This window comes from Anoxybacillus ayderensis, assembly GCF_000833605.1.
Taxonomy (GTDB): Bacteria; Bacillota; Bacilli; order Bacillales; family Anoxybacillaceae; genus Anoxybacillus; species Anoxybacillus ayderensis.
Window position 1 is genome coordinate 57,822 of record NZ_JXTG01000006.1, and the last position, 22,173, is coordinate 79,994.

Annotated in this window: 23 protein-coding genes; 22 read left to right on the forward strand and 1 reads right to left on the reverse strand. The window is 44.1% G+C overall.

What is annotated here, in order from left to right; all coding sequences use genetic code 11:
- Positions 1–112 precede the first annotated feature (112 nt).
- The 10 genes from secA to JV16_RS07595 all read left to right on the forward strand — a co-directional run bounded on the left by secA (position 113) and on the right by JV16_RS07595 (position 10,338).
- A complete protein-coding gene (gene secA / locus JV16_RS07550) occupies positions 113–2,617 on the forward strand; it encodes a preprotein translocase subunit SecA (protein ID WP_021093731.1) in 2,505 nt (834 codons plus the stop codon).
- An 81-nt stretch (positions 2,618–2,698) separates the two neighbouring features.
- Positions 2,699–3,806, forward strand: a protein-coding gene (gene prfB, locus JV16_RS07555; RefSeq protein ID WP_108912075.1) for a peptide chain release factor 2 whose coding sequence is annotated in 2 segments (ribosomal slippage) — positions 2,699–2,770 and positions 2,772–3,806 — 1,107 coding nt in all. Because the reading frame shifts where the segments join, the coding sequence is not laid out codon by codon here.
- Positions 3,807–3,890: 84 nt separating this feature from the next.
- On the forward strand, positions 3,891–4,148 hold the full coding sequence (locus JV16_RS07560; RefSeq protein ID WP_021093729.1) for a hypothetical protein: 258 nt from the start codon (positions 3,891–3,893) through the stop codon (positions 4,146–4,148).
- A complete protein-coding gene (locus tag JV16_RS07565) occupies positions 4,117–4,377 on the forward strand; it encodes a type II toxin-antitoxin system RelE family toxin (RefSeq protein ID WP_035062848.1) in 261 nt (86 codons plus the stop codon). The genes JV16_RS07560 and JV16_RS07565 overlap by 32 nt, the downstream gene beginning before the upstream one ends.
- Positions 4,378–4,466: 89 nt before the next feature.
- Positions 4,467–5,327, forward strand: a complete 861-nt coding sequence (locus JV16_RS07570) for a YitT family protein (RefSeq protein WP_009362326.1) — start codon at positions 4,467–4,469, stop codon at positions 5,325–5,327.
- A 58-nt stretch (positions 5,328–5,385) separates the two neighbouring features.
- A complete protein-coding gene (gene cccB / locus JV16_RS07575; RefSeq protein ID WP_021093727.1) occupies positions 5,386–5,712 on the forward strand; it encodes a cytochrome c551 in 327 nt (108 codons plus the stop codon).
- Between the two features lie 161 nt (positions 5,713–5,873).
- Positions 5,874–6,560 (forward strand): cell division ATP-binding protein FtsE, encoded by a 687-nt coding sequence (ftsE, locus tag JV16_RS07580; protein ID WP_021093726.1) that lies wholly within the window; start codon positions 5,874–5,876, stop codon positions 6,558–6,560.
- A complete protein-coding gene (gene ftsX / locus JV16_RS07585) occupies positions 6,550–7,443 on the forward strand; it encodes a permease-like cell division protein FtsX (RefSeq protein WP_041639043.1) in 894 nt (297 codons plus the stop codon). Before ftsE ends, ftsX begins: the two co-directional genes overlap by 11 nt.
- 19 nt (positions 7,444–7,462) lie before the next feature.
- Positions 7,463–8,725: a murein hydrolase activator EnvC family protein gene (locus JV16_RS07590; RefSeq protein WP_021093724.1), complete on the forward strand. Its 1,263-nt coding sequence runs from the start codon at positions 7,463–7,465 to the stop codon at positions 8,723–8,725.
- Between the two features lie 176 nt (positions 8,726–8,901).
- Positions 8,902–10,338: a S41 family peptidase gene (locus tag JV16_RS07595; protein WP_042535033.1), complete on the forward strand. Its 1,437-nt coding sequence runs from the start codon at positions 8,902–8,904 to the stop codon at positions 10,336–10,338.
- Positions 10,339–10,375: 37 nt separating this feature from the next.
- Here the strand turns inward: JV16_RS07595 and JV16_RS07600 are convergent, their stop codons facing one another.
- Entirely contained in the window at positions 10,376–10,789 is a 414-nt protein-coding gene (locus tag JV16_RS07600; RefSeq protein ID WP_021093722.1) for a MerR family transcriptional regulator, read from the reverse strand.
- Between the two features lie 178 nt (positions 10,790–10,967).
- On the opposite strand from JV16_RS07600, the gene JV16_RS07605 reads away from it, so the two are divergent.
- The 12 genes from JV16_RS07605 to JV16_RS07660 all read left to right on the forward strand — a co-directional run bounded on the left by JV16_RS07605 (position 10,968) and on the right by JV16_RS07660 (position 22,144).
- Complete coding sequence (locus tag JV16_RS07605) at positions 10,968–12,131, forward strand: PDZ domain-containing protein (RefSeq protein WP_420864986.1); 1,164 nt, start codon at positions 10,968–10,970, stop codon at positions 12,129–12,131.
- Positions 12,132–12,133: 2 nt separating this feature from the next.
- A complete protein-coding gene (locus JV16_RS07610) occupies positions 12,134–12,358 on the forward strand; it encodes a CsbA family protein (protein ID WP_021093720.1) in 225 nt (74 codons plus the stop codon).
- Between the two features lie 108 nt (positions 12,359–12,466).
- Positions 12,467–14,440, forward strand: a complete 1,974-nt coding sequence (gene uvrB / locus JV16_RS07615) for an excinuclease ABC subunit UvrB (protein ID WP_042535037.1) — start codon at positions 12,467–12,469, stop codon at positions 14,438–14,440.
- A 3-nt stretch (positions 14,441–14,443) separates the two neighbouring features.
- Positions 14,444–17,296, forward strand: coding sequence for an excinuclease ABC subunit UvrA (gene uvrA / locus JV16_RS07620; protein ID WP_042535040.1), 2,853 nt, complete (start codon positions 14,444–14,446; stop codon positions 17,294–17,296).
- Between the two features lie 74 nt (positions 17,297–17,370).
- Positions 17,371–17,700, forward strand: a complete 330-nt coding sequence (locus JV16_RS07625; RefSeq protein WP_021093717.1) for a magnetosome magnetite crystal formation protein family — start codon at positions 17,371–17,373, stop codon at positions 17,698–17,700.
- Positions 17,697–17,894, forward strand: a complete 198-nt coding sequence (locus JV16_RS07630; protein ID WP_021093716.1) for a PspC domain-containing protein — start codon at positions 17,697–17,699, stop codon at positions 17,892–17,894. The genes JV16_RS07625 and JV16_RS07630 overlap by 4 nt, the downstream gene beginning before the upstream one ends.
- Entirely contained in the window at positions 17,891–18,235 is a 345-nt protein-coding gene (locus JV16_RS07635) for a phage holin family protein (protein ID WP_042535042.1), read from the forward strand. The genes JV16_RS07630 and JV16_RS07635 overlap by 4 nt, the downstream gene beginning before the upstream one ends.
- Positions 18,236–18,314: 79 nt before the next feature.
- A complete protein-coding gene (gene hprK / locus JV16_RS07640; RefSeq protein WP_021093714.1) occupies positions 18,315–19,250 on the forward strand; it encodes an HPr(Ser) kinase/phosphatase in 936 nt (311 codons plus the stop codon).
- 14 nt (positions 19,251–19,264) lie between these two features.
- Positions 19,265–20,074: a prolipoprotein diacylglyceryl transferase gene (gene lgt, locus JV16_RS07645; RefSeq protein ID WP_035062833.1), complete on the forward strand. Its 810-nt coding sequence runs from the start codon at positions 19,265–19,267 to the stop codon at positions 20,072–20,074.
- Between the two features lie 13 nt (positions 20,075–20,087).
- On the forward strand, positions 20,088–21,023 hold the full coding sequence (locus tag JV16_RS07650; RefSeq protein WP_042535045.1) for a nucleoside recognition domain-containing protein: 936 nt from the start codon (positions 20,088–20,090) through the stop codon (positions 21,021–21,023).
- Positions 21,013–21,669 (forward strand): pyrophosphatase PpaX, encoded by a 657-nt coding sequence (gene ppaX / locus JV16_RS07655; RefSeq protein WP_042535047.1) that lies wholly within the window; start codon positions 21,013–21,015, stop codon positions 21,667–21,669. Before JV16_RS07650 ends, ppaX begins: the two co-directional genes overlap by 11 nt.
- Positions 21,656–22,144, forward strand: coding sequence for an acyltransferase (locus tag JV16_RS07660; RefSeq protein WP_009362308.1), 489 nt, complete (start codon positions 21,656–21,658; stop codon positions 22,142–22,144). Before ppaX ends, JV16_RS07660 begins: the two co-directional genes overlap by 14 nt.
- The last annotated feature ends 29 nt before the right edge of the window (positions 22,145–22,173 follow it).

A 22,173-nucleotide genomic window follows, 5' to 3' on the forward strand; every position in this document is an offset into this window, starting at 1 on the left:
GAAGAAGCTGGTTTTTTCTTTTTTCCCATCCCCTTTTCCGTATGAGTTGTCACCTTTTCTTGTAAGTGATATGATGGTAATTAGCGACTATATAAGCAAGGGGCGTTTTTGTATGCTTGGAATGTTAAAAAAAGTGTTTGATCCGAATAAACGACAAATTGCGCGATTAGAAAAAATCGCGAATGAAATTGATGCGCTCGGTCCGCAAATGGCGCAGCTTTCTGATGACGAATTGCGTCAAAAAACAGAGCAATTTAAAGCTCGTCTTGAAAAAGGAGAAACGCTTGATGATTTGCTTGTTGAAGCGTTTGCGGTTGTTCGCGAAGCAGCAAAGCGCGTGCTTGGCATGTATCCGTATAAAGTGCAATTAATGGGAGGCATCGCGCTTCATGAAGGCAACATCGCTGAAATGAAGACTGGGGAAGGAAAAACGTTAACCGCAACGATGCCTGTCTATTTAAATGCATTAACAGGAAAAGGCGTCCATGTCGTGACGGTAAACGAGTACTTAGCTAGCCGCGACGCGAACGAAATGGGCAGATTGTATCAGTTTTTAGGCTTATCTGTCGGACTAAATTTAAGCAATATGTCGCGCGAAGAAAAACAAGCGGCTTACAACGCCGATATTACGTACGGAACGAATAACGAATTCGGTTTCGATTATTTGCGCGATAACATGGTGTTATATAAAGAACATATGGTACAACGTCCGCTTCATTATGCGATTATTGACGAAGTGGACTCGATTTTAATTGATGAAGCGCGTACACCGCTCATTATTTCAGGTACAGCGCAAAAGTCTACAAAATTGTACATTCAAGCGAATGCGTTCGTTCGCACATTAAAACGGGATGTCGATTATACGTACGATGAAAAAACGAAAAGCGTGCAGCTCACGGAAGAAGGAATGAACAAAGCAGAGCGCGCGTTTGGAATCGATAACTTATTCGATTTAAAACATGTGACGTTAAACCATCATATTAACCAAGCATTGCGTGCGCACGTTGTCATGCAGCGCGACGTCGATTATGTCGTTGAAGACGGAAAAATCGTCATCGTTGACCCGTTTACCGGTCGCCTCATGCGCGGACGCCGATATAGCGATGGGCTTCATCAAGCGATCGAAGCAAAAGAAGGGCTTGAGATTCAAAATGAATCGATGACGCTGGCGACGATTACGTTCCAAAACTATTTCCGTATGTACGAGAAGCTTGCGGGGATGACGGGAACAGCGAAAACAGAAGAAGAAGAGTTTCGCAACATTTACAATATGCAAGTTGTCGTCATCCCGACAAATAAACCAGTCATTCGTGATGATCGTCCAGACTTAATTTATCGCACGATGGAAGGAAAGTTTCGTGCAGTTGTCGAGGATATTGCGGAACGTCATGCGAAAGGACAACCTGTCCTCGTCGGTACGGTGTCGATTGAAACGTCTGAATTGTTGTCAAGCATGTTAACGAAGCGCGGCATTCGCCATAACGTATTAAATGCGAAAAACCATGCGAAAGAGGCAGAAATTATCGCCCAAGCAGGTCAAAAAGGTGCGGTAACGATTGCGACGAACATGGCAGGACGCGGAACGGACATTAAACTTGGCGAAGGTGTGCGCGAGCTTGGCGGTTTAGCGGTCATCGGGACAGAGCGTCACGAAAGTCGCCGCATCGATAATCAGCTGCGCGGTCGTTCTGGTCGTCAAGGAGATCCGGGGGTATCGCAATTTTACTTGTCGCTTGAAGATGAACTGATGCGTCGCTTCGGTTCAGAAAATATGATGGCGATGATGGATCGTTTAGGTATGGACGATTCACAGCCAATTCAAAGTAAAATCGTTTCAAAGGCGGTTGAGTCGGCACAAAAACGTGTCGAAGGAAATAACTTCGATGCACGTAAACAACTATTGCAGTACGACGACGTATTGCGTGAACAACGCGAAATTATTTATCGTCAACGTTTCCAGGTGCTTGATTCAGAAAACTTGCGCGATATTGTTGAAAAAATGATTCAATCGGTCATCGAGCGCGTCGTGCGCATGCACACGCCAGAAGATGAAATGCCAGAAGAATGGAACGTGCAAGCAATTGTTGATTATGTGCAAGCGAACCTTCTTTATGAAGGGGATGTGACGATTAACGACTTGCGCGGTAAAGATCCGGAAGAAATGATTGAATTCATTTGGAATAAAGTGCGCGCACGTTATGACGAAAAAGAAAGCCGCATTCCAGCCGAGCAAATGCGCGAGTTTGAGCGCGTCATCGTCTTGCGTGCTGTCGATATGAAATGGATGGAGCACATTGATGCGATGGAACAGCTGCGCCAAGGTATTCATTTGCGTGCGTACGGTCAAATTGATCCGTTGCGTGAATATCAAATGGAAGGATATGCGATGTTTGAAGCGATGATCGCTTCCATTGAAGAAGAAGTCGCACGTTACATCATGAAAGCGGAAATCGAAAACAACCTTGAGCGACAAGAAGTGGCAAAAGGTGAGGCGGTCCATCCGAAAGAAGGCGAAGAAGTGAAGCGCAAGCCGGTGAAAAAAGCGGTGGAAGTTGGTCGGAATGATCCGTGCCCGTGCGGAAGCGGAAAAAAATATAAACATTGTTGTGGACGATAAGTGAGGGACTTTTCCCTCGCTTTCGTTATGTTGCGTTCGTGATGACGTTTGAATACAATAATGGTTGAGGTGAATGACATGATCGATTTAGTAGAAATTAAGCAAGAGCTTGAGAAAATGGCTAAGCGATTAGCGGATATTAGGGGGTCTCTTTGACCTCGAAACGAAAGAAGCGCGCATTGAACAGCTAGAAGCACAAATGGCTGCCTCTGATTTTTGGGACGATCAAAAAGCTGCACAAGCGGTCATTAGTGAAGCAAATGCACTAAAAGATTTAGTTGGTGAGTTTCGTTCGCTTGAAGAGCGATTTGAAAATTTAGAAGTGACGTACGAGCTTGTTAAAGAAGAGCCAGATGAAGAATTGCAAAAAGAGCTCGTGTCTGAGGCGAAAAAATTATCGAAAGACTTTAGTGAATTTGAACTGCAATTGTTGTTAAATGAACCGTATGATAAAAATAACGCCATTTTAGAACTTCATCCTGGCGCAGGTGGAACAGAGTCGCAAGATTGGGCGTCGATGTTGTTGCGCATGTATACGCGCTGGGCGGAGAAAAAAGGATACAAAGTGGAAACGCTCGATTATTTACCGGGTGAGGAAGCAGGAATTAAAAGTGTCACGTTGTTAATTAAAGGGCATAATGCATACGGATATTTAAAAGCGGAAAAAGGCGTCCATCGCCTCGTGCGCATTTCACCGTTTGATGCTTCTGGTCGCCGTCATACGTCGTTCGTTTCGTGCGAAGTTGTACCTGAATTTGATGACAACATTGAAATTGATGTGCGTCCAGATGAAATAAAAGTCGATACGTATCGTTCGAGCGGTGCCGGCGGTCAGCACGTCAATACGACAGATTCGGCTGTACGCATTACACATATTCCAACAGGCATTGTCGTCACATGCCAATCAGAGCGTTCGCAAATTAAAAACCGCGAAAAAGCGATGAATATGTTAAAGGCGAAATTGTATCAAAAGAAATTAGAGGAGCAACAGGCGGAGCTCGCAGAAATTCGCGGCGAACAAAAAGAAATTGGCTGGGGAAGCCAAATTCGTTCTTACGTGTTTCATCCGTACTCGCTTGTAAAAGATCATCGGACAAATACCGAAGTCGGAAATGTGCAAGCGGTCATGGACGGAGAAATTGACGTCTTTATCGACGCATATTTACGTTCGAAATTAAAACAAGGATAAGGTGTCCGACATGGGCACCTTTTTGTGTATTGACCCCTGAAAAAAGAGCGTGATAATCTGGACATAACGAAAGGAGGGAGTAACATGGCAGTAGACAAAAAATTGCTCCATGAGATGATTGAACAGTTAAACGAATCCGATCAACAATTAGCCTACGAATTTTTATTGCATTTACTGCAAAAAGCAAAAAAAGATCATAAATGGTGGGATGAAATGGAAGAAGTAAGCGAAGAAGAAGCGTTGTTAACAGAAGAAGAAAAACGCCAGTTACAAGGAGATGAAGGATATGTGACTGGTGGTGATGCAAAACGTGAATTTGGCTTACAAATTGATTTACCGTAAGGAAGCGGTAAAATTTCTTGCTAAGCAGGAGAAAGAAGTACAAGAACGGATCGCTATAGCGTTAAAAGGATTGCTTTACATTCCTCCTCAAGGAGACATTAAAAAAATGAGAGGACACCAAGGTTTGTACCGTTTACGTGTTGGCACATACCGCATTCTTTTCCGCATTGATCACCACGAGCAAATGATTTACATCGAGGCTATTGGAAATCGAGGAGATGTATATTAACTTCACTATATTAAATCATTATTGCGTTAATTCGATGTCATTTACTTCCTATATCGGGCATGCTATACTCACGAGGGAAGGTGAGAAGCATGCGAAAAAGAAGCAACATAACAAATCCATTTGTTGAAAAAGTGCTCGAATACGTATACATTCTTGTCGGCTCGGCTGTTGTGGCCGTTGCGTTCAATTTATTTTTACTTCCGAATCGTGTTGCATCAGGTGGGGTAAGCGGCATCAGTACGATTTTACATGCGACGCTCGGTTGGCAGCCAGCATACGTACAATGGGCGCTTAACATTCCGCTATTTATCGCAGGTGTGCTATTGCTTGGAAAGCAGTTTGGTGTAAAAACGTTAGTCGGTACCGCCTTTTTACCGTTTGTCGTTTATTTGACACATGACGTGGCACCGGCAACGCACGATCCATTGCTTGGGGCACTGTTTGGCGGCATTGGCGTCGGCGTAGGACTAGGCATCGTTTTCCGTGGTCGCGCATCGACAGGTGGAACAGATTTAGCTGCTCAAATTATTCATAAATATACAGGTTTATCGTTAGGGACGTGCGTCATTTTAATTGATGGTTTAATCGTTTTAACCGCAGCGTTTGTGTTCGATTTAGAACGGGCGCTATATGCATTAATTGCGTTATTTGTAACGAGTAAAACGATTGACTTTGTCCAAGTTGGTTTTGGCAATTCAAAAATGGCGATGATTATTACAACGAAAGAAGAACAAGTGCGGGAAGCGATTTTGCATAAAATTGACCGCGGTGTGACAAAACTACATGCATACGGTGGATATACAGAAAAAGAGCGCACGATGCTTATGTGCGTTGTGGCACAAAGCGAGTTCACAAAATTGAAACAATTAGTGAAAACCATTGATCCGTCTGCATTTGTCGTCGTTATGGATGCAGCGGAAGTGCTTGGCGAAGGATTTAAACGTGCCTAACGTAAAAACGATGCGATATAATAGAAGTGTATGAAAATGTTGACAAGGGGGATTTCGTATGAAGAAGAAGCTACTTAGCTTATTTGCTGGCACAGCGATCATTTTGGCTGCCTGTGGCGGAGGGGATAGCGCGAGCGAGAAACCAGCCAACGGTGGCGGGGATACAGCTTCAGCCGCAGAAGCCGCTTACAAAAAATCATGTGCAAGCTGCCATGGACAAAACTTAGAAGGTGGCGTTGGTCCTGCACTTGATAAAGCAGGTGGAAAATTTTCGCAAGAAGAAATTAAAGATATTATCGCAAACGGTCGCGGCGGTATGCCAGGTGGTCTACTCCAAGGCGACGATGTCGATAAAGTAGCGGAATGGTTAGCAGCGAAAAAATAAAGAGGATGCCAATGGGAGCATCCTCTTTTCGTTTGTAACACTCTTGAAATATAACTGTAAATAAAATTCGCCCCCTTTTTGTCGGAAATGATGATATAATGGACGAGGTAAGAATTTTGCAGGAATATGTAGAAAAACATCGAATACTTAGGTGGTTGCTTATGATTGAAATGCAAGATGTATATAAAACGTATCCGAACGGAGTCATTGCATTAAACGGAATTTCCGTTCGTATTAAGCAAGGAGAATTTGTATATGTCGTCGGTCCGAGCGGCGCTGGGAAATCGACGTTTATTAAAATGATGTATCGCGAAGAAAAGCCGACAAGCGGAAAAATTATGATTAACGGTGTCAACTTAGCGAATATAAAAGACAGCAAAGTGCCGTTGCTTCGCCGAAACATCGGAATCGTCTTTCAAGACTTTAAGCTTCTTCCCAAGTTAACCGTATATGAAAACGTCGCGTTTGCTTTGGAAGTTATTGAAGAATCGCCAAAAAACATTCGCAAGCGCGTCATGGAAGTGCTTGACTTAGTGCGGCTAAAACATAAAGCGCGCTTTTATCCAGATGAATTATCGGGCGGAGAACAGCAGCGCGTGTCGATTGCGCGTTCGATCGTCAACAATCCGTCGATTGTCATTGCCGACGAACCGACAGGAAATTTAGATCCGGATACATCGTGGGAAATCATGGACATTTTCGAGCGCATTAACGATCGCGGAACAACGATTGTCATGGCAACGCATAACCGTGAAATCGTCAATACGATTCGCAAGCGCGTCATTGCGATTGAACGCGGGAAAATTGCGCGCGATGAAGTGAAGGGGGAATATGGCTATGAAACTTAACACCCTTCGCCGTCATTTTCGTGAAAGTTTAAAAAGTCTCGGACGAAACGGTTGGATGACGTTTGCGTCCATTAGTGCTGTCACGGTAACGCTTTTGCTTGTTGGCGTATTTCTTGTCATTATGCTCAACATTCAACATATAACGAAACAAATTGAGCGCGACGTCGAAATTCGTGTGCACGTCGATTTAAGTGCGACAGAAGCAGATAAAGATGCGCTCAGAGCGAAGTTAGAAGCTCTTTCTGGCGTCGAAAAAGTGACGTATTCATCGAAAGACGAAGAATTGCAAAAGTTGATTGAAAGTTTCGGAGAAGACGGAAAGTCATTCCGCTTATTTGAACAAGATAACCCGTTAAGCGATGTATTTATCGTAAAAGCGAAAAATCCGCTTGATACAGAAAAAATTGCAAAGCAAATTGAACCGTTGCCATCTGTCGGCAAAGTGAAATACGGAAAAGGGCAAATTGAAAAACTATTTGCCGCAACGAAAACGATTCGCAATGTCGGATTAGCGCTTATTATCGGGTTGTTATTTACAGCGATGTTTCTCATCTCGAACACCATTAAAATTACGATTTTTGCCCGCCGTCGCGAAATCGAGATTATGAGATTAGTAGGCGCGACAAACGGATTTATTCGCTGGCCGTTTTTCCTTGAAGGGCTATGGCTCGGCATTTTCGGTTCGATCATTCCGATCGCTATCGTTCTTTCCGCTTACTCGTACGTATTTGACTTGTTGTATCCAAAGTTGAAAGATACATTTTTTCAACTTCTCCCGTTTTATCCGTTTGCATGGCAGCTGGCAGCTGTGCTCGTCTTATTAGGAGCATGCATCGGTATGTGGGGAAGCATGATGTCAGTGAGACGATTTTTAAAAGTATAGAAAGAGAGAGGGGTTTACGGTGCGAAACAGATGGGGAACGATCGTGGCAGTCGTGATGCTGTTTACAAGTGTTGCTGCGCCTGCATATGCGGTAACAAATCGCGACATTCAACAAAAAAAGCAAGAAATTAAAAGCGTGCAACAAAAACAATCATCGCTCGAAAGCAAGTTAGAGCAGTCGCAACAAGAAATTGAACGGTTAAAAGCAGAACAGAAAAAACTGGATGCGGAAATTAAAAAGCTCGATTTAGCGGTAGAAGAAACGAGCGCCAACATTCGTGCGAAACAACAAAACATTGAGGAAACGAAGCAACAAATTGTTGCGCTGAAAAAAGAAATTGAAGAAGTTGCTGCCCGCATTGAACAGCGCAATGAGTTGCTGAAAGAGCGCGCGCGTTCATTGCAAGAAAGCGGCGGTGTCGTGAGCTATTTAGACGTCTTACTTGGGGCGAAAAGTTTTAGCGACTTTATTGACCGTATGAGCGCAGTTGCGACTATTTTTGAAGCAGATCGTCAAATCATTAAAGAGCAAGAAGCAGATAAGGCGTTAAAAGAAGCGAAAGAACAACAATTAAACGATCAGTTAGTTAGCTTACAAAAACAGCTAACGGAGCTTCAACAATTAAAACAGACGTTGAATGAACAAATCGCGGCAAAAGAAAAATTAATGGCGCAGTTAAAAGAAGAACAAAAACATGAAGAAGAAAAACAACTCGCTTTAGAAGAAGAAAAAGAGTTGCTTGAAAAACAAGAAGCGGCAATGAAAAGCCAATTGCAAGAAATGATTCGCCGTCAAAAAGAGCAAGAAGAAGCACGGAAACGCGCATTAGCGAGTCGCGGTTCGTCTGAAGGCGATGGGGGCAGTTTGCCGCCTGTGTCAGATGGGGCGTTCATGCGCCCAGCAAACGGTCCAATTACATCGACATTTGGGCCGCGTTGGGGTGAATTCCATTACGGCATTGACATCGGTAAACGCGGTGCTAGCGTTCCTGTCGTTGCGGCAGCTGATGGCTACGTGTATCGCTCATACTATTCATCAAGCTACGGAAACGTTATTTTTATCATGCACTATATTAATGGACAAGTATATACGACAGTGTATGCTCATTTAGAATCACGTCTTGTTGGCGAAGGACAAAACGTCAGCAAAGGACAAATGATCGGCTATATGGGCAACACTGGTCGTTCGTTCGGTGCGCACTTGCATTTTGAGTTGCATCGCGGCCCTTGGAACGCATCGAAATCAAATGCAGTAGACCCACTAAAATATATTCCATTCTAAAGCACAGCTCGTTTGCTGTGCTTTTACGTATTGGTTGAGAAAATGGCGCGATCGGTGTAAAATAAATACATCTTTATCATAGTTATGAACGGTACAAGCTACTCATATAATGAAAATAAACAGGCATCGCACACGGTGTGATGCCTTTCATGTATCGAAGGGTGAGGAGGCAAACAATGAACAAAAAAACAATCGCAGCACTCATGGCTTTATCGATGTTGTTCGGTTCAGGAGTGACGTATGTCGGCATGCAGTCGCTTTCTTCCGATACGTCAACGATGACGATCAATATCCCAACGACAACGGAGAAGCCGGCGAATGAAGAGCTTCAAAAAATTGAACAAGCATACAGCATGATTAAACAAAAATACGTTCATGATGTCGATGACAAACAGCTCATCGACGGGGCAATTCAAGGAATGATCGCGACGTTAAAAGATCCGTATTCCGTTTATATGGATAAAGAAACAGCGGAACGATTTAACGAGTCGCTCGATTCTTCTTTTGAAGGAATCGGAGCGGAAGTAAGCATGATTGACGGCAAAGTGACGATCGTTGCTCCGTTTAAAGGATCGCCGGCAGAAAAAGCCGGGCTTCGTCCGAACGATCAAATTATTAAAGTGAATGGCGAAAGTTTAGAAGGGCTTGATTTATATGAAGCGGTATTGAAAATTCGCGGGAAAAAAGGAACGATCGCTCGCTTAGAAGTCGTTCGACCGGGAGTAAGCGGCGTATTGACGATCGAAGTCGTGCGCGATGAAATTCCAATTGAAACAGTATATGCATCAATGAAAGAAGTAAATGGCAAACAAATCGGCTATATCGAAATTACATCGTTTGCGGAAAAAACAGCGGAAGATTTTAAAACGAAGTTAGCGGAATTTGAGAAAAAAGGCATCTCAGGGCTGGTCATTGATGTACGCGGCAATCCGGGCGGCTATTTACAAAGTGTGGAAGATATTTTAAAAGAGCTTGTGACAAAAGATAAGCCGTATGTACAAATTGAAGAGCGCGACGGCGATAAACAACGTTTCTTCTCAAATATGACGAAGAAAAAACAATATCCTATCGTCGTTTTGATTGATAACGGAAGCGCGTCAGCATCGGAAATTTTAGCGGCGGCGTTAAAAGAAGCGGGCGGGTATATGCTCGTTGGTGAAAACACGTTTGGAAAAGGAACAGTTCAACAAGCGTTGCCAATGAATGACGGAAGCCATATTAAATTAACGTTATACAAGTGGCTGACGCCAAATGGAAACTGGATTCATGAAAAAGGAATTGAACCGGATGTTAAAGTGAAACAGCCTGACTTTTTCTATGCGCATCCGCTTCAAATCGGTAAGCCTTTAGCATATGACATGAATAACGAACAAGTGAAAAGCGCGCAACAAATGTTAAAAGGTCTCGGTTTTGATCCAGGGCGTGAAGATGGCTACTTTAGCAAACAAACAGAACAAGCCGTTCAAGCGTTCCAAAAAGCAAACGGTTTACAAGCGACAGGGAAAATTGATAAGCAAACAGCGAATATGTTGCAAACAAAAGTGATGGAAGCAGTTCGCGACGAACGATACGACGAACAATTGAAAAAAGCATTACAACTCATTGGAAAGTAAACAAACTCCCCCTCGCCTTCATAGGCAGGGGGAGTTTTTATAAAAAGAAGCTGATGATGCCGCGTCGTTTTTGTTTTGTTGGTTGTTCGATGATCGGTTCGGTTTGTTTTTGCCGTTCAAGTTCAACAATGCGTTGTTCGAGCTGTTGGATATATTGGAGCATTTCTTCCATTTCGCGTCGATGTTGCAGCAATTGAAAAGAGACGACGTCATCTGCTTTTTGTTCTATTTTTCGTTCAAGTTCATCGAGCCGTTGTTCTATGTGTTCTTTTTCTTCTTCATCCACGCCGAGAAATTTATATTTTTCTAATTGTTCGATCGCTTCGTTCGTAAATACATAATGTCCTGCTTCATTTTTTGTGCAAGGAATGTTATATTTTTTCACCCATCGTTGTACCGTTTTCGTCGACACCCCAAGACGCTTCGCTACTGCGCTCGTTTTTAACTCCATCGTTCCACGCTCCTTCCGATCATATATGAACAAACAGTTAGACACTTTTCATAAAATTCCTTGTTCGTTGACAAAACTAGTGTTCATTCGGCAAAGAAAGTGAATTTTCGTCAACCATAAACGTTTGAAATTTGTTACAATACAAAATAGACGATCGGAAAAAATGGAGATGATGGAAATGGAATGGGGATTGGCATGGCTGAAAGCGTTCGGAACGTTTTGGCTACAACCGTTATTATATTATGCGGTCATATTTGCATTGTTTATTGGCTGGCGTCGCGTGCAACGAGAACGGCGAGATTTTCATACGCGCGTGTACCGAACATCGCGTGAGTGGCGTGCCCTGATTCGCTCGCGTAGCTGGTTCGCGCTCATTTTTTCGCTTGTGACTGTTGGGGCTGGGGTTGTTCTCCCGAATGATACGCTCGTCTTTTGGGCAATGGTGACGATCGTATGCAGTTTGTTTATGCAGCTTCGGTTGTTGTCGGCTGCATATGTCGGAAGCATCGTCATATTTACCGTTAGTTTTTTTGCGCAAACAGAGTGGGCGCAGCCGTTTTTTGCGCGTTTTTTCCCACATATGACAGAAACGAATGTGACGGCTGTCGCGTTTCTGATCGGGTTGCTTTTGTTTATCGAAATGTGGCTCGTTCATCGGGAAGGAGCAGAGTTAAGTTCTCCTCGTCTTGTGACGAGTAAGCGAGGGCTTGTCATCGGTGAACAGTTCGTTCAGCGGCTTTGGCTTGTGCCGTTGATCATCCCTGTGCCGGGGGATGGCGTGCAATCGTTTGCGGCGTGGTGGCCAATTATTTCTGGTGGCGATACGTATTCGTTCGTGCTCGTTCCGTTTTTAATTGGTTTTTCACAACGTGTGCAAACGGGACTACCTGTCCATTTAGCGAAATGGACGGCAAAACGCATCGGTTGGTTAGCGTGTGTCGTCAGTTTATTGGCGATCGGTAGCTACTGGGTGAAGCCGCTCGCGATCGTTGCTGCAGTAGTAGCTATTTTATGGAGAGAATGGATCGCTTTATCAGCGAAGTTATATGAACAAAAATTTCCGCCATATTTTACGAAGCGAATGAGCGGACTTGTCATTTTAGGGGTGTTGCCGAACACGCCAGCGCATAAAATGGCGCTCTCAGTCGGGGAAGTGATTGTAAAGGTGAACGGCACACCAGTCGCAACGGAAGATGAGTTTTACGCGGCGTTGCAACAAAATCGAGCGTTTTGTAAGCTAGAAGTACTAAACGAAAGCGGGGAAGTTCGTTTTGCGCAAACGGCTTTATTTGAAGGCGAACATCACGAACTCGGACTGTTATTCGTAAGAGATGAGGGATAGCTATGTGGTTTGTGTTAGCATTAATTGTACCGGCGTTGTTAGTCATTTTGTTTACGCGGGTTACGTATAACCATTATGTCGGTACGTTGCTTACTGTCGCTTTGTTAGTGGCGTCATACGTGAAAGGATATACGGATCAGTTGTATGAAATTGTTGCGGATTTGGCGTCGCTCATTGTCGGATTTTTATATGCAAAACAAATGGTCGAGAAACAAAAACAATCGTAAACCTGTCCAAATGGGCAGGTTTTTTCATAGAATATCTGTTCGTATTTTTCGCTTTTCGTTTCATTTGTATGGTACAATACGAAGTAGAAATGAAGTGGAGGGACCGTTGTGAGCACATTTCAATTAGTATCCGCTTATGAGCCGCGTGGCGATCAGCCGAAAGCGATTGAGAAGCTTGTCGAAGGAATTCAGCAAAGGAAAAAGCATCAAACGTTGCTTGGGGCAACAGGAACAGGAAAAACGTTTACGATTTCAAACGTCATTCAACAAGTAAATAAACCGACGTTAGTCATCGCTCATAATAAAACGTTAGCGGGTCAGTTATATAGCGAGTTTAAACAGTTTTTCCCGAACAACGCTGTTGAATATTTTGTTAGCTACTACGATTATTATCAGCCGGAAGCGTACGTGCCGCAAACGGATACGTACATTGAAAAAGATGCGAGCATTAACGATGAAATTGATAAATTGCGCCATTCCGCGACGTCTGCGTTATTTGAACGGCGCGACGTCATTATTATCGCAAGCGTTTCATGCATTTACGGTTTAGGTTCGCCGGAAGAATATCGTGAACTTGTCGTTTCGCTTCGCATCGGTATGGAGATGGAGCGCGATCATTTGCTTCGTCGGCTTGTCGACATTCAATACGAACGAAACGATATTGATTTTCGTCGTGGGACGTTTCGGGTGCGCGGAGACGTCGTCGAAATTTTCCCAGCTTCTCGCGATGAACATTGTATTCGCATTGAATTTTTTGGTGATGAAATTGAGCGTATTCGCGAAGTAGATGCGTTGACGGGACATGTGATGGCGGAACGAGAACATGTGGCGATTTTTCCAGCCTCTCACTTCGTTACGCGCGAAGAAAAAATGAAACTGGCGATTGAAAATATTGAAAAAGAACTAGAAGAGCGGCTTCGCGAACTGCGCGAGCAAGGAAAATTGCTTGAAGCGCAACGGTTAGAACAGCGGACGCGCTACGATATTGAAATGATGAAAGAAATGGGCTTTTGTTCAGGTATCGAAAACTATTCGCGCCATTTAACGTTGCGACCGCCTGGTTCGACGCCTTATACATTATTAGATTATTTTCCTGACGACTTTTTAATTGTCATTGATGAATCGCATGTGACATTGCCGCAAATTCGTGGCATGTATAACGGCGATAAAGCGAGAAAAGAAGTGCTTGTCGAACATGGCTTCCGCTTGCCGTCAGCGTTAGATAACCGTCCGCTCACGTTTGAAGAATTTGAGCAAAAAGTAAATCAAGTCATTTACGTTTCTGCCACACCGGGTCCGTACGAGTTGGAACATTGTCCAGAAGTTGTCGAGCAAATTATTCGTCCGACAGGGTTGTTAGATCCGACGATTGATGTGCGACCGATCGCAGGGCAAATAGACGACTTAGTTGATGAAATTCAAAAGCGCATCGCTCGCAAAGAACGGACGCTTGTGACGACATTGACGAAAAAGATGGCGGAAGACTTAACCGATTATTTAAAAGATATTGGCATTCAAGTTGCTTACTTGCATTCCGAAATTAAAACGTTAGAGCGAATTGAAATTATTCGCGATTTACGATTAGGCAAATACGATGTGCTTGTCGGCATTAACTTATTGCGTGAGGGGCTTGATATTCCAGAAGTATCGCTCGTTGCTATTTTAGATGCCGATAAAGAAGGATTTTTACGCTCTGAGCGTTCGTTAATTCAAACGATTGGACGGGCAGCGCGCAACGCAAACGGTCATGTCATCATGTATGCCGATACGATCACAAAATCGATGGAAATCGCGATAAACGAAACGAAGCGGCGTCGCGCCATTCAAGAAGCGTACAATCGCAAGCATGGCATCGTGCCAAAAACGATTCAAAAAGACATTCCAGATGTCATTCGTGCGACGTTTGCTGCGGAAGAAAAAGAAACGTATGAAACAAAAGACGTTCGCCATTTATCGAAAGAAGAACGTATTGCGCTCATCGCCAAACTGGAACAAGAAATGAAAGAGGCAGCGAAAGCTCTTCATTTTGAACGGGCTGCTGAGCTGCGCGATCTCATTTTAGAATTGAAAGCTGGGGTGTAACGAATGGATCATATTGTCGTCAAAGGAGCGCGTGCGCACAATTTAAAAAATATTGATGTCGTCATTCCGCGCAACAAACTTGTTGTGTTGACGGGGTTATCTGGCTCTGGAAAATCATCGCTTGCGTTTGACACCATTTATGCGGAAGGACAACGGCGCTATGTCGAGTCGTTATCGGCGTACGCCCGCCAATTTTTAGGGCAAATGGACAAACCAGACGTCGATTCGATTGAAGGGCTGTCGCCTGCCATTTCCATTGACCAAAAAACGACGAGCCGCAATCCGCGTTCAACGGTCGGAACGGTGACGGAAATTTACGATTATTTACGTTTACTGTTTGCGCGCATCGGTCGCCCTGTTTGTCCAACGCATGGCATTGAAATTACGTCGCAAACGATTGAACAAATGGTTGACCGCCTTATGCAATATCCAGAGCGGACGAAGATGCAAATATTAGCGCCTATCGTTTCCGGACGAAAAGGAACGCATGTGAAAACGTTAGAAGAAATAAAAAAACAAGGGTATGTGCGCGTTCGCGTCGACGGAGAATTGCGTGACGTATCGGAAGACATCGTGCTTGAGAAAAATAAAAAACATTGTATTGAAGTCGTCGTAGATCGCATTGTGATGAAAGAAGGTATTCAGCCACGCCTTGCCGATTCGCTTGAAACGGCGTTAAAGCTTGCAGAAGGCAAAGTGCTCGTCGATGTGATCGGACAAGAAGAATTGTTGTTTAGTGAACATCACGCTTGTCCGCATTGCGGCTTTTCGATTGGCGAACTAGAGCCGCGCCTATTTTCATTTAACAGCCCGTACGGCGCATGTCCATCATGTGACGGATTAGGGGCAAAGCTTGAAGTCGATCTCGATTTAGTCATTCCTAATAAAGAGCTGACGCTTCGTGAACATGCGCTTGCTCCATGGGAACCGCAAAGCTCGCAATATTATCCGCAATTGTTAGAAACGGTATGTCGACATTACGGCATCGATATGGACGTGCCTGTAAAACAGTTGCCGAAAGAACAGCTCGACCTTTTATTGTACGGATCAAATGGCGAAAAAATATATTTTCGTTATGAAAACGACTTCGGTCATGTGCGTGAAACGTATGTGGAATTTGAAGGGGTCGTGCGAAACGTTGAACGCCGTTATCGTGAAACGACGTCCGATTACGTACGGGAGCAAATGGAAAAATATATGACCGAACAGCCGTGTCCGACGTGTCATGGCAACCGTTTGAAAAAGGAAAGTTTAGCTGTGTTCGTTGGCGGCAAACATATTGGCGAAGTGACAGCGATGTCGGTGAACGAAGCGTTAACGTTTTTTGAAACGCTTCACCTAACGGAAAAAGAACAAAAAATCGCCCATTTGATTTTACGTGAAATTGTTGAACGGCTCGGTTTTTTAAAAAACGTCGGACTCGATTATTTAACGTTAAATCGCGCTGCAGGAACGCTTTCGGGAGGAGAAGCGCAACGCATTCGACTAGCGACGCAAATTGGCTCGCGCTTAACGGGTGTATTATACGTGTTAGACGAACCTTCTATTGGTCTTCATCAGCGCGATAACGATCGATTAATTGCGACATTGCAAAGCATGCGCGATTTAGGGAACACGCTCATTGTCGTTGAGCACGATGAAGATACGATGCTTGCGGCAGATTATTTAATTGACATCGGGCCGGGAGCCGGAGCACACGGCGGACAAGTCGTTGCCGCTGGAACACCGGAAGAAGTAATGAACGATTCGCATTCATTAACGGGCCAATATTTATCAGGGAAAAAATTTATTCCGCTTCCGATTGAACGGAGAAAGCCAGACGGTCGTTGGCTTGAAGTAATCGGGGCGCGAGAAAACAATTTGAAAAACGTCGATGTTCGCATTCCGCTCGGACTGTTTGTTGCGGTGACAGGCGTATCCGGTTCAGGAAAAAGCACGCTCATTAATGAAATTTTGCATAAAGCGTTAGCGCAAAAATTACATCATGCGAAAGTGAAGCCGGGAGAACATACAGACATTCGCGGCATCGACTATTTAGATAAAGTGATCGACATTGATCAGTCGCCAATCGGGCGGACGCCGCGCTCGAACCCTGCGACATATACAGGCGTCTTCGATGATATTCGCGATTTATTTGCGACGACGAACGAAGCGAAAATGCGCGGATATCAAAAAGGGCGGTTTAGCTTCAATGTAAAAGGCGGTCGTTGTGAAGCGTGCCGCGGGGATGGAATTATTAAAATTGAAATGCACTTTTTGCCTGATGTGTACGTGCCGTGTGAAGTATGTCACGGGAAACGGTACAACCGCGAAACGTTGGAAGTGAAATATAAAGATAAAAACATTGCGGAAGTGCTTGATATGACAGTCGAAGAGGCGTTGACGTTTTTCGAAAATATCCCGAAAATTAAACGAAAGCTACAAACGCTTTACGATGTCGGGCTTGGCTACATGCAACTCGGGCAGCCGGCCACGACGCTTTCTGGAGGCGAGGCGCAGCGGGTGAAGTTAGCATCGGAGCTACATCGCCGTTCAACAGGAAGAACGTTATACATTTTAGACGAACCGACAACGGGTTTGCATGTTGATGATATTGCCCGTTTATTAAACGTTTTACAGCGGCTCGTTGAACAAGGGGATACGGTGCTCGTCATCGAACATAACTTGGACGTCATTAAAACGGCAGATTATATTATCGACCTTGGACCAGAAGGTGGAGATGGCGGCGGACAAATCGTTGCGGCAGGTACGCCAGAACAAGTTGCACAAATAGAGCAATCATATACAGGACGGTACTTACTACCGATTTTACAACGCGACCGCGAACGCATGCGTCAACGTATACCGAGCGTATAATGCGCTCGGTTTTTTTACGAAACTTTCTTTTCCATCAATCGTATATATAAGTAAAGGGAAAGGGGAAGATATGGATGGAAGGAAATAAATTGCTTGCGGCGTTATGTTATTTCAGTGTATTTTTTGCTCCGTTTTTATTTCCGATTATCGTTTATTTTGTCACGAAACATGAACGAGTAAAAGAGCATGCGAAAAAATCATTATTGTCTCATCTCATCCCTATTGCGATTGTCATGATAGCGTTTGGATTGTTTTTTATATTCACAATCGTTGGAGTAGACGGATGGATCGGCCTTCCGTTTATCGGGATCGTTGTTGGCGGCATTGTACATGTGATTGTCATTGTTTGGAATGTTATAAAAGGTATACAAGTGATACAGGAAGCGGGAGGGATATATGAATGAAAAAGCTTGTGCGACCTCGTCATCATCGCATGGTTGCGGGCGTGTTGAGCGGATTAGCAGCTTACATGAACATGGATGCAACCGTCGTTCGTTTATTGTTTGTCGCGTTATTATTGATTACCGGCGTCATGCCGTTTGCGATTTTATATGCGCTTGCAGTGTTAATTATTCCAAGTGAGGAGAACATTGTATGAGATGGGTTGCACATATCGCAATCAACGCTGTTTTATTGCTGGCGCTAGCCGGATATTTTGACTCCATTTATTTATCAGGCGTTGGGGCAGCGCTCGTTGCCAGTGTCCTTTTGTCTTTTCTCAATACGTTCGTTCGACCGCTACTTGTTTTACTAACGCTTCCTGTCACTGTATTGACGTTTGGATTGTTTTTGTTCGTCATTAACGCAATCACATTAGCGATGACAGCATGGCTCATGGGAAGTTCGTTTCAAATTGGCGGCTTTCGTACTGCATTATTTGCATCGCTTGCTATTTCTTTATTTCACTTAATCATTGAGTCAGTGAGAAAAGAAAAGTAAAACGTTCCGCTTCGTGCGTGAGCGTTTTTATTTTTACGTGAAAGTGTTACAATGAGAAAAGGAAGAAGGAGGGATTCATATGCCGAAAGTGCGGACAAAAGATTTAATTGATGAGTTTCAATTTGAACTTGTAAGCGGGGCGGAAGGGATTCATCGCCCGATTACAACGAGTGATTTATCTCGTCCGGGCATTGAAATGGCCGGCTATTTTGCATATTATCCAGCGGAACGTGTACAATTGCTCGGCATGACAGAACTATCGTTTTTTGAACGATTAACACCTGTAGAAAAGCGATTGCGCATGGAAAAGTTATGTACCGATATTACCCCTGCGATTATCGTCTCACGCGGATTAGAAGTGCCAAAAGAACTGATTGAAGCATCAGAGAAAAAAGAAGTGCCGGTGATGCGTTCAACGATGAAGACGACGCGGCTTGCTAGCCGTCTGACAAACTATTTAGAAAGTAAGTTAGCACCGACGACAGCTGTGCACGGTGTGCTCGTCGATGTGTACGGTGTCGGCGTGCTCATTACAGGGAAAAGCGGTGTCGGAAAGAGTGAAACGGCGCTTGAGCTCGTGAAGCGCGGACATCGCCTCGTGGCAGATGATTGCGTCGAAATTCGCCAAGAAGATGAAAACTTATTGATTGGTAGCGCACCAGAACTGATTGAACATTTACTTGAAATTCGCGGACTTGGCATCATTAACGTCATGACGCTATTTGGAGCAGGAGCGGTGCGCCCGCATAAACGTATTTCGCTCATCATTGATTTAGAATTATGGGATCCAAACAAACAATATGATCGTCTCGGTCTTGAAGAAGAAAAGGTAAAAATTATTGATACGGAAGTGACGAAATTGACGATCCCTGTTCGCCCGGGACGAAATTTAGCGGTCATTATTGAAGTGGCGGCGATGAATTTCCGTCTAAAACGGATGGGCGTGAATGCGGCGGAAGAATTTTCTGCTCGTCTGGCGGATGCGATTGGCGATGCGGAACATGATTATGAATGAGAGGATGAGTAGGAATGTTCATGCATATTGAACCGCTCGATCGTGTTTTTTTCCAGCTCGGTCCAATTACAATTTACTGGTACGGTGTCATTATTGCGACGGGTGTATTGCTTGGACTTTGGCTAGCTACGCGAGAAAGCGAGCGGTTAGGTATACGAAAAGAAACGTTTGTTGATCTTGTATTAATTGCTGTGCCGATTGCGATTTTATGCGCACGTGCGTATTACGTTATTTTTCAATGGGACTACTATTCCAAACATATAAGTGAAATTCCGCAAATTTGGCACGGTGGCTTGGCCATTCATGGCGGTTTAATTGGTGCAATTGTGACAGGTGTCATTTTTGCGAAAAAGCGAAAATTGTCGTTTTGGAAATTAGCTGATATTGCAGCCCCGAGCATTATTTTAGGGCAGGCGATCGGACGTTGGGGCAACTTTATGAATCAAGAGGCGCACGGTGGGCCGGTGTCGCGTGCGTTTTTAGAAAGTTTACATTTGCCAGATTGGATCATTAATCAAATGTACATACAAGGGCAATATTATCATCCGACATTTTTATATGAATCATTATGGAACATGCTCGGTTTTCTCCTTTTGCTTGCGTTGCGGAGAAGAAATTTAAGGCGAGGAGAGTTATTTTTCACGTACATCATTTGGTATTCAATCGGGCGCTTTTTCATTGAAGGATTGCGCACAGATAGCTTAATGTTGACGGAAACGATTCGTATGGCGCAGTTTATTTCACTGTTGCTTATTGCATTTGCGGTTGGAATGATCGTTTTGCGCCGCATGCGCGGCTTAGCAAACGAGCGGTACAACGATTAAGGGGGAGAGCGGCATGTTTCAAAGGGGTTTGTTTGTTGGATTGAAAACGACATGGACGCTCGGAAAAGTCATTTTTCCGATTACCGTCATTGTGACATTGCTACAATACTCCCCCGTTTTGCCTTGGGTGACAAACATGTTGACGCCGATAATGCGTTGGATCGGTTTACCGGGGGATGCTGCACTCGTTTTAGTGCTCGGCAATTTTTTAAATTTATACGCTGGCATTGGTGCGATGTTAACGATGGATTTGACAGTGAAAGAAGTGTTTATTTTGGCTGTCATGTTGTCGTTTTCGCACAATATGCTCGTTGAGTCTGCCGTTGCCGCGCAAGTAGGTGTTCGTGTTTGGTGGACGGTTGTGGTTCGCGTCGGGTTAGCGTTTAGTGCTGCTTGGCTCATTCACGTCTTATGGGACGGCGGACAACAAATGGCGAAATACGGACTTGTACCGCAGGCTTCAACCACGCCGAATACGTGGGGGGAAATCGCTTGGACAGGAATCGAAAAAGCGTTATACGGCATTGGACAGCTTGCGTTGATCATTATTCCGTTGATGATTGCCATTCAAGTGTTAAAAGAATTAAAGTGGCTGGATACGTTTTCGAAATGGTTATCCCCGTTTGCGCGTTTACTCGGCATTCGTGAAAATGCATCGCTGACGATGGCGGCAGGTTTATTGTTTGGGCTCGCTTATGGTGCGGGTGTGATGATTCAAGCGGTGAAAGAAGATGGGGTGTCTAAAAAAGATTTAACGTTAACGTTTTTATTTTTAGTGGCGTGCCATGCGGTTGTAGAAGATACGCTATTGTTTGTGCCGCTTGGTATTCCCGTCTGGCCGCTTCTTATCATTCGGCTTGTCACAGCTATTTTATTGACGGCTACGCTCAGTTTCATTTGGAATCGCATGGAACATCGAAAAAGAAAGGAAGCAACGTATGAATATTAATACGATTTTGTTTGACTTAGATGGAACGCTTATTAATACGAATGACTTAATTATTGAATCATTTTTGCATACGCTCAACCATTACTATCCAAATCAATATACGCGCGAAGATGTACTTGCTTTTATTGGTCCGCCATTACGTGATACGTTTGAAGCGATCAATCCAGAGCGCGTCGATGAAATGATTGAAACGTATCGGGCGTTTAACCATGCCCATCATGATGCGTTAGTGAAAGAATATGAAACGGTATATGATACGGTACAAACGTTACACGAACAAGGGTTTAAACTCGGCATTGTGACGACGAAAATTCGTCATACAGTCAATATGGGATTGAAGTTAACAAAGTTAGACTCGTTCTTCCAATGCATCATTACGCTCGATGACGTTGAGCATGCGAAGCCGCATCCGGAACCGATTGAAAAAGCGCTCGCTTGTTTGCAAGCGAAGCCGGAAGAAACGTTAATGGTCGGGGATAATCACCATGACATTTTAGCAGGAAAACATGCGGGGACAAAAACGGCAGGGGTGGCTTGGACGATTAAAGGACGCGAGCATTTAGCTAAATACGAGCCGGATTTTATGCTTGAGAAAATGAGCGATTTGTTAAGTATTTTAGGGGTGATTGGCGTTGAGAAAAACTGAACGCCATGCTGTACAAGGGGCAAACTCTTTATGGCAACTATATCGAACCGTTTCGTTTTGGAAAGTATTGAAAAATGTCATTATCATTTTCATCGGGCGGTATACTCCTTTTTTTCCGCTGAAAAACTGGTTGTATCGCACGTTTTTACGCATGGAAATTGGCGAACATACGGCGCTCGCGTTCATGGTGATGCCAGATATTTTGTTCCCAGAAAAAATTCGCATTGGCAATAACACAATTATTGGTTATAATACGACGATTTTAGCGCATGAATATTTAGTGAACGAGTATCGGCTTGGAGACGTTATCATCGGCGACGATGTCATGATTGGAGCGAATACAACCATTTTGCCAGGTGTGACGATCGGGGATCGTGCCGTTGTTTCCGCAGGTACGCTCGTACATCGCGATGTGCCAGCTGGCGCATTTGTTGGCGGCAATCCGATGCAAATCATTCGTCTTAGCGAACGCTAAGGCGTTTTTTTATTAAATAGAAAGGATTC

Coding starts and splice junctions, on each gene's coding strand:
- JV16_RS07600 (WP_021093722.1), bottom strand. CDS start 10,789: ATGGAGTTAAAAACGAGCGCAGTAGCGAAGCGTCTTGGGGTGTCGACG.
- JV16_RS07595 (WP_042535033.1), top strand. CDS start 8,902: ATGAACAAAAAAACAATCGCAGCACTCATGGCTTTATCGATGTTGTTC.
- JV16_RS07635 (WP_042535042.1), top strand. CDS start 17,891: ATGAGATGGGTTGCACATATCGCAATCAACGCTGTTTTATTGCTGGCG.
- lgt (WP_035062833.1), top strand. CDS start 19,265: ATGTTCATGCATATTGAACCGCTCGATCGTGTTTTTTTCCAGCTCGGT.
- cccB (WP_021093727.1), top strand. CDS start 5,386: ATGAAGAAGAAGCTACTTAGCTTATTTGCTGGCACAGCGATCATTTTG.
- ftsX (WP_041639043.1), top strand. CDS start 6,550: ATGAAACTTAACACCCTTCGCCGTCATTTTCGTGAAAGTTTAAAAAGT.
- JV16_RS07570 (WP_009362326.1), top strand. CDS start 4,467: ATGCGAAAAAGAAGCAACATAACAAATCCATTTGTTGAAAAAGTGCTC.
- ftsE (WP_021093726.1), top strand. CDS start 5,874: ATGATTGAAATGCAAGATGTATATAAAACGTATCCGAACGGAGTCATT.
- JV16_RS07650 (WP_042535045.1), top strand. CDS start 20,088: ATGTTTCAAAGGGGTTTGTTTGTTGGATTGAAAACGACATGGACGCTC.
- JV16_RS07560 (WP_021093729.1), top strand. CDS start 3,891: ATGGCAGTAGACAAAAAATTGCTCCATGAGATGATTGAACAGTTAAAC.
- ppaX (WP_042535047.1), top strand. CDS start 21,013: ATGAATATTAATACGATTTTGTTTGACTTAGATGGAACGCTTATTAAT.
- secA (WP_021093731.1), top strand. CDS start 113: ATGCTTGGAATGTTAAAAAAAGTGTTTGATCCGAATAAACGACAAATT.
- JV16_RS07610 (WP_021093720.1), top strand. CDS start 12,134: ATGTGGTTTGTGTTAGCATTAATTGTACCGGCGTTGTTAGTCATTTTG.
- JV16_RS07630 (WP_021093716.1), top strand. CDS start 17,697: ATGAAAAAGCTTGTGCGACCTCGTCATCATCGCATGGTTGCGGGCGTG.
- uvrA (WP_042535040.1), top strand. CDS start 14,444: ATGGATCATATTGTCGTCAAAGGAGCGCGTGCGCACAATTTAAAAAAT.
- JV16_RS07605 (WP_420864986.1), top strand. CDS start 10,968: ATGGAATGGGGATTGGCATGGCTGAAAGCGTTCGGAACGTTTTGGCTA.
- JV16_RS07625 (WP_021093717.1), top strand. CDS start 17,371: ATGGAAGGAAATAAATTGCTTGCGGCGTTATGTTATTTCAGTGTATTT.
- hprK (WP_021093714.1), top strand. CDS start 18,315: ATGCCGAAAGTGCGGACAAAAGATTTAATTGATGAGTTTCAATTTGAA.